The organism is Allosphingosinicella sp. (assembly GCF_036387215.1).
Classification (GTDB): Bacteria; Pseudomonadota; Alphaproteobacteria; order Sphingomonadales; family Sphingomonadaceae; genus Allosphingosinicella.
Genome location: NZ_DASVUE010000419.1, coordinates 1 through 8,748 on the forward strand (window position 1 = coordinate 1; position 8,748 = coordinate 8,748).

At 65.5% G+C, this 8,748-nt stretch carries 15 protein-coding genes; 4 read left to right on the forward strand and 11 right to left on the reverse strand.

The annotated features are described in order from the left end of the window. The 6 genes from VF662_RS15935 to VF662_RS15960 all read right to left on the reverse strand — a co-directional run. Nucleotides 1-468: lysophospholipid acyltransferase family protein (locus VF662_RS15935; RefSeq protein WP_464142936.1), on the reverse strand; the 468-nt coding region annotated here is incomplete at its 3' end. A gap of 4 nt (nucleotides 469-472) precedes the next feature. After that, nucleotides 473-895, reverse strand: coding sequence for a Fur family transcriptional regulator (locus VF662_RS15940; protein WP_464142937.1), 423 nt, complete (start codon nucleotides 893-895; stop codon nucleotides 473-475). A gap of 92 nt (nucleotides 896-987) precedes the next feature. Next, nucleotides 988-1,407, reverse strand: a complete 420-nt coding sequence (locus tag VF662_RS15945; RefSeq protein WP_464142938.1) for a Ros/MucR family transcriptional regulator — start codon at nucleotides 1,405-1,407, stop codon at nucleotides 988-990. A 120-nt stretch (nucleotides 1,408-1,527) separates the two neighbouring features. Then, nucleotides 1,528-2,004, reverse strand: coding sequence for a GNAT family N-acetyltransferase (locus tag VF662_RS15950; RefSeq protein ID WP_464142939.1), 477 nt, complete (start codon nucleotides 2,002-2,004; stop codon nucleotides 1,528-1,530). Next, nucleotides 2,001-2,636, reverse strand: coding sequence for a tRNA (adenosine(37)-N6)-threonylcarbamoyltransferase complex dimerization subunit type 1 TsaB (gene tsaB / locus VF662_RS15955; RefSeq protein WP_464142940.1), 636 nt, complete (start codon nucleotides 2,634-2,636; stop codon nucleotides 2,001-2,003). Before tsaB ends, VF662_RS15950 begins: the two co-directional genes overlap by 4 nt. Before the next feature lie 12 nt (nucleotides 2,637-2,648). Then, the gene (locus VF662_RS15960) at nucleotides 2,649-3,221 is read right to left on the reverse strand and encodes a NifU family protein (protein ID WP_464142950.1); all 573 of its coding nucleotides are present in this window, start codon (nucleotides 3,219-3,221) and stop codon (nucleotides 2,649-2,651) included. A 180-nt stretch (nucleotides 3,222-3,401) separates the two neighbouring features. Here VF662_RS15960 and VF662_RS15965 point away from each other — a divergent pair, with 180 nt between their 5' ends. Continuing rightward, nucleotides 3,402-3,701 (forward strand): glycine zipper 2TM domain-containing protein, encoded by a 300-nt coding sequence (locus tag VF662_RS15965; protein WP_464142941.1) that lies wholly within the window; start codon nucleotides 3,402-3,404, stop codon nucleotides 3,699-3,701. Nucleotides 3,702-3,737: 36 nt separating this feature from the next. Here VF662_RS15965 and VF662_RS15970 read toward each other — a convergent pair whose 3' ends face one another. Beyond that, on the reverse strand, nucleotides 3,738-4,334 hold the full coding sequence (locus tag VF662_RS15970; protein WP_464142942.1) for a YdeI/OmpD-associated family protein: 597 nt from the start codon (nucleotides 4,332-4,334) through the stop codon (nucleotides 3,738-3,740). A gap of 135 nt (nucleotides 4,335-4,469) precedes the next feature. Here VF662_RS15970 and VF662_RS15975 point away from each other — a divergent pair, with 135 nt between their 5' ends. Together VF662_RS15975 and VF662_RS15980 are read left to right on the forward strand one after the other, a co-directional pair. After that, nucleotides 4,470-4,709, forward strand: a complete 240-nt coding sequence (locus tag VF662_RS15975; RefSeq protein ID WP_464142943.1) for a KTSC domain-containing protein — start codon at nucleotides 4,470-4,472, stop codon at nucleotides 4,707-4,709. A 30-nt stretch (nucleotides 4,710-4,739) separates the two neighbouring features. Then, a complete protein-coding gene (locus VF662_RS15980; protein ID WP_464142944.1) occupies nucleotides 4,740-5,222 on the forward strand; it encodes a metallophosphoesterase family protein in 483 nt (160 codons plus the stop codon). On the opposite strand, the gene VF662_RS15985 is transcribed toward VF662_RS15980, so the two are convergent. From VF662_RS15985 to rarD, 4 genes are read right to left on the reverse strand one after another with little or no spacing between them, the layout of a single operon-like run. Beyond that, nucleotides 5,223-6,149 carry a PilZ domain-containing protein gene (locus VF662_RS15985; protein ID WP_464142945.1) on the reverse strand — a complete coding sequence of 309 codons (927 nt, stop codon included), beginning with the start codon at nucleotides 6,147-6,149 and terminating at the stop codon, nucleotides 5,223-5,225. 34 nt (nucleotides 6,150-6,183) lie between these two features. Next, entirely contained in the window at nucleotides 6,184-6,852 is a 669-nt protein-coding gene (locus VF662_RS15990; RefSeq protein WP_464142946.1) for an HAD family hydrolase, read from the reverse strand. Nucleotides 6,853-6,910: 58 nt separating this feature from the next. Then, on the reverse strand, nucleotides 6,911-7,132 hold the full coding sequence (locus tag VF662_RS15995; RefSeq protein ID WP_464142947.1) for a hypothetical protein: 222 nt from the start codon (nucleotides 7,130-7,132) through the stop codon (nucleotides 6,911-6,913). A gap of 7 nt (nucleotides 7,133-7,139) precedes the next feature. Continuing rightward, complete coding sequence (gene rarD / locus VF662_RS16000; RefSeq protein WP_464142948.1) at nucleotides 7,140-8,081, reverse strand: EamA family transporter RarD; 942 nt, start codon at nucleotides 8,079-8,081, stop codon at nucleotides 7,140-7,142. 103 nt (nucleotides 8,082-8,184) lie between these two features. Between rarD and VF662_RS16005 the strand changes: the two genes are divergently transcribed. Next, a complete protein-coding gene (locus tag VF662_RS16005) occupies nucleotides 8,185-8,721 on the forward strand; it encodes a hypothetical protein (RefSeq protein ID WP_464142949.1) in 537 nt (178 codons plus the stop codon). Nucleotides 8,722-8,748 lie beyond the last annotated feature (27 nt).

The following is an 8,748-nucleotide window of genomic DNA, read 5'->3' on the forward strand; positions in this document are numbered from 1 at the left end:
CGAGGCCAGCAAGCTCGCCCGGAACGGCAGCACCTCTCCGGCAACGCTGACCGTCCCTTCGGGAAAGAGCGCCACGGGCTGCCCCGTCGCCAGCGCCGTCCGAAGCGCATCCGCCTGCCCGCGCACCGCGTTCCGCTCGGATCGGGCGACGAACACGGTGTTGTTGAGCCGCGACATCCAGCCGATCACCGGCCAGCGCGCCACTTCCTCCTTCGAGACGAAGGCGGCTCCGGTCGCGCCGGCGATCAGAAGGATGTCGAGCCAGCTCAAATGGTTGGACACGAACAGGACGTGCGAATTGAGCGGAGTGCCTACGATCCGCGGCCGGAGCCCGGCCGAGCGCCCCGCCCAGAACAGGAATCGCCTCGGCCACGGCGACCGCCGCCCGAACAGGCGCCACAGATAATGGAGCGGCAGCAGGGCAATCAGCCCGGCAACGATAGCGATAACCCGCAGCGTCAGCCGCACGAGGTCAATTCTTGCGAGCGAGGGTCACGCCGTAGAGTTCCATCCGGTGGTCGACCAGGCGGAAACCGAGTTTTTCGGCGATCTTGCGCTGCAGCGCCTCGAGCTCATCATCGACGAACTCGATCACATTGCCGGTTTCGACGTCGATCAGATGGTCGTGATGGGTCTCATGCGCCGCTTCGTAGCGTGCGCGGCCGTCGCCGAAATCGTGGCGCTCGAGGATCCCTGCTTCCTCGAACAGGCGGACGGTGCGGTAGACGGTCGCGATCGAAATGCCGCTGTCGATTGCCGAGGCGCGCTCGTGCAGCTTCTCGACATCCGGATGGTCTTCGGATTCGGACAGGACCCGGGCAATGATCTTGCGCTGCTCCGTGATCCGGAGGCCCTTTTCCGCGCAAAGGGCTTCGATGTCGATCCTGCGTGCCATGCCGGTCAGGCTTTAGACAAATCGCGCCCCGCTTCAAGGCTGTCAGGCCACTTCAAGGCTGCCGGGGCGTGGGGGCCCCGGCAGATCGCATCTCATTTGGTGCGGCCGGTGCGGCGGCGCTTGGTGCCGAGGCCGATCTTCTTCGCGAGCGTGCGGCGCTGCTCGGCATAATTGGGCGCGACCATTGGGTAGTCGGCGTTGAGACCCCACTTCTGGCGATATTCGTCTGGCGTCATCTGATAATGGGTCATCAGATGCCGCTTCAGCATCTTCAGCTTCTTACCGTCCTCCAGGCAGACGATATAATCGGGCTTGATCGACGAGCGCACCGAGACGGCAGGCTCCTGCTTTACTTCGGGCTCTTCGACCTTGCCGCCAAGTCCGCTGAGCGCATTGTGAACGTTCTGGATCAGCGTAGGCAGATCGTTCACCGCGACGCTGTTGTTGCTCACATGGGCAGAGACGATGTCCGCCGTCAGCGTGATCAAGGACTCGTTCGAATTGTCGTTCATTTCCATCGCATGGTCCACAACTAGAGGATTTCAGGATTAAGCTTGCCCCACAGGCCGCGAATGGTCCGTTTTGGGGTATTTGACAAGGACGAAATGGTAAGTGCCTGAAAGGCCTTAAGCTTAGCTTCCGCTCGTCTTCGCAAGCGTCAGAGCGTCATAAATCTGCCCGTCCCGGCCCGTATAATAGTTCTTCCGCCGGCCGACGGGGCTGAAGCCTGCGCGAGCATAGAGATTTACCGCGCCGTTGCCGTGGCGCACTTCGAGATGAAGCTTCTTCGCCCCCTTTGCGTCCGCCACAGCCATGAAGCGCCTGAGCAGCGCTTCGCCGGCGCCGAGCCGCTGGCTGGACTTCTTGACGGCGAGCAGGAGCAGCTCTGCCTCCTCGGCGACCACCCGCCCGAGCGAGAAGCCGATCACCCCATCGCCGTCGCGGGCCAGCGACAGCCACACGCCCGGCATCGGCATCAGCCCCGCGCATTGCGGCGCCGTCCAGGCTTCGCCGTAAGCGGGGTCGAAGCTGTCCTCCATCACCCGCATGACGTCATCCAGATCGAGGATCCCGCCCTCGCTGACGATGATCGGCGACGGAGCCATCATTGCGTAGGCCCGTCCAAGCCGCCTGCGGCATCGCTCACGGCAGGCTTCGCATCGGGGGCGCGCCCGTAGATCGGGCGGGGCGGGAGCGCGCGCAGTTCCACCGGGAGGAGCAGCGCGTCGGCAGCACGAGGAAGCGCGTCATATGCCTCGCCGAAACCGCGCGCGCTCACCAGCGTCTCCGCTCCGGATCCATAGACGCGCCGCGCCCCCACCGCGGCCGCGGCGTCTTCGGGAAGGAGCGAACGCAGGTCGTCCAGCGGCATCAGTGGGTCGCGGCCATAGCTTTGGACGAAAAGCTGCCCGTGTCCGCCGTGCAGCGCAACCGCAATCTCCCGCTCCCTCGCGCCCGCGGCGATCAGCGCCAGCGAGGAATAGCCGGAAAGGGGTATGCGCCAGCCGATCGCAAGGCCGTGCGCCGCGGCAAGGCCGACTCGCACTCCGGTGAAGCTGCCCGGCCCGCAATCGACCAGCAGGGCGCGCGGCCTTCTCGTTCCCAACAGCTCTGCGATCATCGGCACCAGCCGCTCGGCATGGCCGCGGCCGACCACTTCGTGGCGCTCGTCGATCAGGCTGTTGCCGTCGATAAGCGCAACCGAGCAGGCCTCCGTCGCGCTGTCGATCACGAGCAGCATGGCCGCGTGCCCCTAGACGGCTTCGACCGTCTCGACCTCAGGCACATAATGTTTGAGCAGGCTCTCGATCCCGTTCTTCAAGGTCATGGTCGAGGAGGGGCAGCCCGAGCAGGCGCCCTGCAGCGCCAGGAACACGGTGCCGCCTCGGAAGCCGCGATAGACGATGTCGCCGCCGTCCTGGGCCACTGCGGGCCGGACGCGGGTGTCGATGAGCTCGCGAATCTGGGCCACGATCTCCGCATCTTCCGGATCATCGCCCATCTCTTCGTCAGCGGCGATTACGATCCCGGCGGCGCTGCCGCTCCTGAACAGAGGAGCTCCGCTCGAGAAATGATCGAGCAGGACGTTGAGGATCTGGGGCTTCAGGTCGCGCCATTCCACGCCGGGGCCGGCGGTCACCGAGACAAAGTCGCGGCCGAAGAAGACGCCGGTCACGTCCCCAGTCGAAAAGATCGCTTCGGCCAGCGGCGATGCTTCGGCTTCCTCAGGAGTGGCGAAGTCGCGGGTGCCGCCGGTCATCACCGGCTGGCCGGGAAGGAATTTGAGCGTTGCCGGGTTGGGCGTCTGTTCGGTCTGGATCAGCATGAGTCGCATGTGGTCCGGCAGCTCCGCGCGATCAAGGGCGCCGGGATGCGCTTACTGAACCTCGCCTAACAGACGGGTTCAGCTTTCCCTCAAAACCAATGGCTTAGAAGGGCATGAACGGGTGGCGGCCAGTTGCTTCGAGCGTATCGCCGCCACCCCAGTTACGAAGGAGTAGTTCCAATGCGCAAGCTGGCCCTGGCGCTTTGCGCCGCCACCCTCGCGATCCCCGCCGTTCCCGCGGCCGCGCTCCCCTATGCAGGGAAGCAGCAGGTCGAGACCTGGCGCGGGCATGATGGGCGCACCTATTGCAAGAAGCCCAACGGCACGACCGGCCTCATCGTCGGCGGCGCAGCGGGCGTGCTTGCCGGCCGCGCGATCGACCGCCGCGGCGAGCGCACCACCGGCACCGTCCTCGGCGGAGCGCTCGGAGCGCTTCTCGGCCGTCATCTGCAGCGGAACGTCTCGCCGAAGTGCCGCTAGGCCGATCGGGCCGCTCCCCAGCGGGAGCGGCCACGATCAGCAATTCTCGTATTTCCAGTTCCGCTTCTTCCCCTCGGCCATCCATTCGATGGCCTGAGCGATCCGCTTCGCGCGCGTTTCCGGCCGCTTCGCCTCAGTCACCCATTCGACATATTCGCGCCGGCAGCTCGGGCTGAAGCCTTCGAAGGTTGCGGATGCCGCCGCATTGGTCGAAAGCGCCGTCTTCAGCTCTTCCGGCACCTCCGGAGCGGGGCTGGCCGCCTTGGCGGGGCGCGGCTGCGGCCCCGCTTCGGACACGGCCATCGCTTTCCTGATCAAGTCGGCCAGGACATCCGGCTTCGGGAGATCGTCGACCGACGTGAGCCGGCCGAACTGGCCCATCGCTCCGTCCTGCCGCTCCTCCTCGCCGACGACGCGGCCGCCGCGCCAGAAGCCGAACGTCGCATGCGCCTTGAAGGCGGCCATTCCGGCAAGGATCCGTCCCTTGTAGAGGAAGTGCGGCATGCCCCATTTGATGCCCTCCTCGGCCTCGGGGCAGGCGGCGTGCACCGCCTCCCGCAGATGCTCGAGGATCGGCCTCGCGAACTCGGCCTGCCGCTCGATATAGGCGTCAACGCGCTGGTCCCGTTTCACGGCTGCGACTCTCCTTTTCCACCAATTGGTAGCATCGGACTCGTTCCGGCGCGAAATCGATTCGGGTCGCCGCCGCTCCGGGAACCGGCGAGTCCCAGCTTCGCTCGCGCACGATTCTCTTACCGGATCAACGTGATGCGTGCCGCCAAGCTGAATTCGACGATGATCTCTCGGGTCGCCTATGACGAGGAGGCCGAGGCGCTCAGCATCTGGTTCCGCGAGACCGGCCGCTACATCTATTACGGCGTTCCGCGGGCGATCTACGAGGCGCTCCGCCGCGCTCCTTCGGCTGGGCGCTATTTCAACGAGTGCATCCGCCGCCGCTATCGCTGCGTCTCCGATCCGGAACGCCGCCGCTTCCGCCCCACCGGCTGAACGCCCTGCCTGCTGCCGCGTTGGGCTCGCGTGACGATCTTCTTCACCAGCGACACCCACTTCGGCGATCACCGGACGCTCAACATCCACAAGCGGCCGTTCAGGTCCGTAGCCGAGATGGACGAGGTCATGATCGCGGCGTGGAACGATTCAGTGGGCGAGGGGGACGAGGTCTGGCACCTCGGCGACTTCGCCCGAAAGCCCGCCGATGTCCCGGCGCTGCTCGGCCGGCTATCCGGCCGCAAGCACCTCATCCGCGGCAATAACGACGATCCCGCCATCGCGGGCCTACCGGGCTGGGCAAGCGTCCGCGACTATCACGAGATGGAGCTGGAGGGCCGGCGCCTCGTGCTCTGCCACTACCCTTTCAGGAGCTGGAACGGCCAGCATTGCGGCGCGCTCAACCTTCACGGCCATAGCCATGGCAAGCTGAAGCCGATGCCGCGGCAACATGATGTGGGGGTGGACGCCCGGGGCTTTCGCCCCGTCACGCTTAGCGATCTGCTCGGCTGATCAGAACTCGCGCCGGCCCTTCAGGTCCTCGAGGCCGAACTTGTCCCACATCGCCGCCCAGGGCGAATCAGGGCTCTTCTCCGATTGCAGATATTGCGGTTTCACCATGTAGGTGGTGGGCTTGCCCGCCGCGTTCATGCTTGCCGCCGTGGGCGTGCATTTGGTGAGGTTCTTGAGGTTGAACCTGGCGTCGAACTTGACGCCGATCTGCCCGCCCTTTGCCCAGCGCACTTTCGCGAAGGCGGTCCCCGCCTCCTCGAGGTCGAGCAGCACTTCGCTTCCCACCGGGAAGTGATGGCTGGTCTCCAGCATCGCGCCCTCGGACGAGATATTGCGCATTTTTACCGGGATAGAATCGTGGTTCCAGTGAAGCGTTGCGATCCAGATCAGATTGTGGCGCGGCTCGCGATTGGCCTTGGCGGTGCCGCCGTCGGTATCGTTCGCCGGAGCGTGGTCTCCGCGCAGCCGCCGGATGATGAAGTCCTGGATGCTCGCCGGCCCGATGATCGTCGTCTCGTCATTGAATTCGAGCCCGATCCGGCCTTCCCGGATCCAGCGCACGACGCACTTGGTGCGATTGCACTCGCCGAACTGGATTTCCAGGTTCTCGCCGATCCACGCCTCGATGTCGCTTTCGATCATCACTCCGTTCGAGGAGACGTTGACCACCGGCACCTGGTATTTGCGGCGGCGATAATAGATCGTCGCGTCTTCGAGGATGTTGCGGTGCCGCTCCTCGCGGCGCTGGTTGGTAAGCCGCGATTCCTCGCGCTTGACGGCGATGGCGGTAAGCCCGCCTTTCGGCTCCGCGCGCTTGGTCTTCTTTGCAATGGGACCGTTCGGGCGCAGTCCCTGCCCTGAAGCGATCGCGGTGCGTAGCTCGTTCATCATGTCCCCCGGGGAGCGGTCGTCGCCGGGACTATGCACCTCGAACTCTTACTTAATCCCTACTTATCCCAAATCAGGCGCGGGCGATGAGGGACGTGTCGTAGTTGCGGAGGAGGTCGGCCGGCCCGTCGTAGAGCTCGTCGGCACCGGCCTTGCGCAGCACTTCGTCTGGAAAGCCGCCGCTCCGTACCCCGATCACCTTCATCCCGAGCTTCTTGGCGGCCTCGACGTCGAACGGGCTGTCGCCGACGACCACGACTTCGTCCGGCCCGAGCGGCTTCACCTTTTCGAGCGCCGCGGCGAAGATGTCGGGGCAGGGCTTCGAATGCTCGACATCGTCAGCCGAGGTGGTTCCGTCCACCAGGTCCTCGCCTCCGATCACGCCGAGGTGGAAGGCGACTTCGGCACCCTTGGCCGAGGAAGCGAGCACGATCTTGCGGCCGTCCGCCTTCAGCCGCTCGAACAACTCGCGCACGCCGGGGAAGGGGACCACCCTCGGCAGATATTCGCGCTTGAAGAGCTCGCCGCGATAGTGGTCGATCTCCTCCTGCCGCTCCTCGACAAGCTCCTTCGGAAGGAGGGTCGGGATCAGATTGTCGCCGCCCTTGCCGATCTGGCCGCGGATCACGCCCAGCGGCAGATCGACGCCGAAGTGGACAAATGCTTCCCGCCACGCCGTGGCATGAAGGTCGTTGCTGTCGATGAGCGTGCCGTCGACGTCGAACAGGACTGCGCCAATCATGAATGCTCCCCAAGAGGTCGGGAGGTTCAAGTCGCCGCGGCGGGCTTCGTTCCGAGCGCTAGAAGATGCCTCCGCCCAGCATCAGCCGGAGGATCGCGACGATGATCACGACGAGGTTCAGGTTGCGGCCGCTCCTGCTTCTGGAGGCAACGCCGAGGCCGAGGCCGAGGAGGGCAAGCGGCACCACCACCCAATTGAGCCACCCCAGCAGCGGAATGAAGGCGGGGATCGCCAGCAGGAGGGCGACCGCGCCGACGATGAGCGAAAGGAGGTTCAGCATCGTGTTGTTATGACGGTCCGCAGGCTTCCGCGCAAATCACCGCCTCGTCGGCGCGGGAGCGAGCCGCCGCCCGGCCGGTCCGGACGCCTTCCCAGGCGAAGATGACGAGCGCCGCCCAGATCGCGCCGAAGCAGATTGCGTGCGCCGTCGTGAAGGCTTCGCCAAACACCAGCACCGCCAGCAGGAACTGGAGCGACGGCGCGATATATTGGAGAAAACCGAGGGTGGAATAAGGCAGCCGCTTCGCAGCGGCGGTGAACAGAAGCAGCGGAATGGCGGTGACCGCGCCGCCGAGGATCAGCAGGACATCCGTGGTCGTGCTGTTGCCGAAGCCGCTTGCGCCCTGCTGCTTCAGCCAGAGGATATAGCCGAGCGCGATCGGTGCGAGGATCGCGGTCTCGATCGACAGACCCTCAAGCGAGTCCACCGGCGCCACCTTCCTGAGGAAGCCGTACAGCGCGAAGCTGACTGCGAGGCTGAGGCTGATCCAAAGCCCCTCGGCAGCGCCGAGCGCGAGCACCGCGACGCCCGCCGCAGCGAGCCCGACCGCGAAGGCCTGCGCACGCGTCAGCCGCTCCTTCAAAAGGAACACGCCGAGCAGCACGTTCACGAGCGGATTCAGGTAGTAGCCGAGGCTTCCCGCAAGCACGTGCCCGTTCAGCACCGCCCAGATATAGACCAGCCAGTTGACCGCGATTAGGGTGGCGGTGAGCGCCAGCGTCGCCAGCACCTTCGGGGCGGCCAAGGCCGTCCGGATGGCGCCCCACCGGTGCCAGAGCGTCGCCAGCGCCCCCAGGAGCACCAGCGACCAGACGATCCGATGGGCGACGATCTCGGAAGGAAGCACGCCGACGATCGCCTTGAAGTAAAGCGGCAGCACGCCCCAAAGCATGTAGGCGCCAAGGCCGAAGAGCAGCCCGGCGCGGGTGCGCGCATGATCGTTGGTCATGGGTTCGCAGCTAGTGCGCCCGCCACCCGCCAACAAGGGCACGATCCTTGTACGGAGCGTCCAATCTTCTAGACTTGGGTCAGGATCAACCAAGGAGACGCTTATGTCCGCCGGAAAGACGCTCAGCCTGATCTGCGCCCTCGCGCTCGTCTCCGCGTGCGAAATGAAGGTTCGCAAGGAGGGGGATGGGGAGGCGGTTAAGGGCGACAGCGGGGAGGTCGCGAGCGCGGAAGGGAAGGCGAAGGAGGGGCAATTCTCGGTCGATACGCCAGGCTTCGACATGAAGATCGACATCCCCGCCGGTCTCGCAAGCCACACCAACAGCGATTCCGACGTCCTCTATCCAGGCTCCAGCCTCAGCGGCATGCATATCCAGGGGAGCAAAGGTGGCGCCGACGGCAAGGAGAATGCAGGCGTTGAGCTGCGGTTCACGACGCCCGATGCCGCGGAGAAGGTCGCCGCCTGGTACCGCGATCCGGCACGGGCGAGCACCTTCACCGTCGCCGGCGTCCAGCGGGAGGGGTCTGGCCTCTTGATCACCGGCAGCGAGAAGGAGGACGGCGACCCCTTCACCCTCCACCTCAGCCCCCGGAGCGGCGGCGGCACCGAGGGGCGGCTGACGCTCACCGATCGAAGCTGATCATGGCGCTTGCCGATCCCGAGGAGG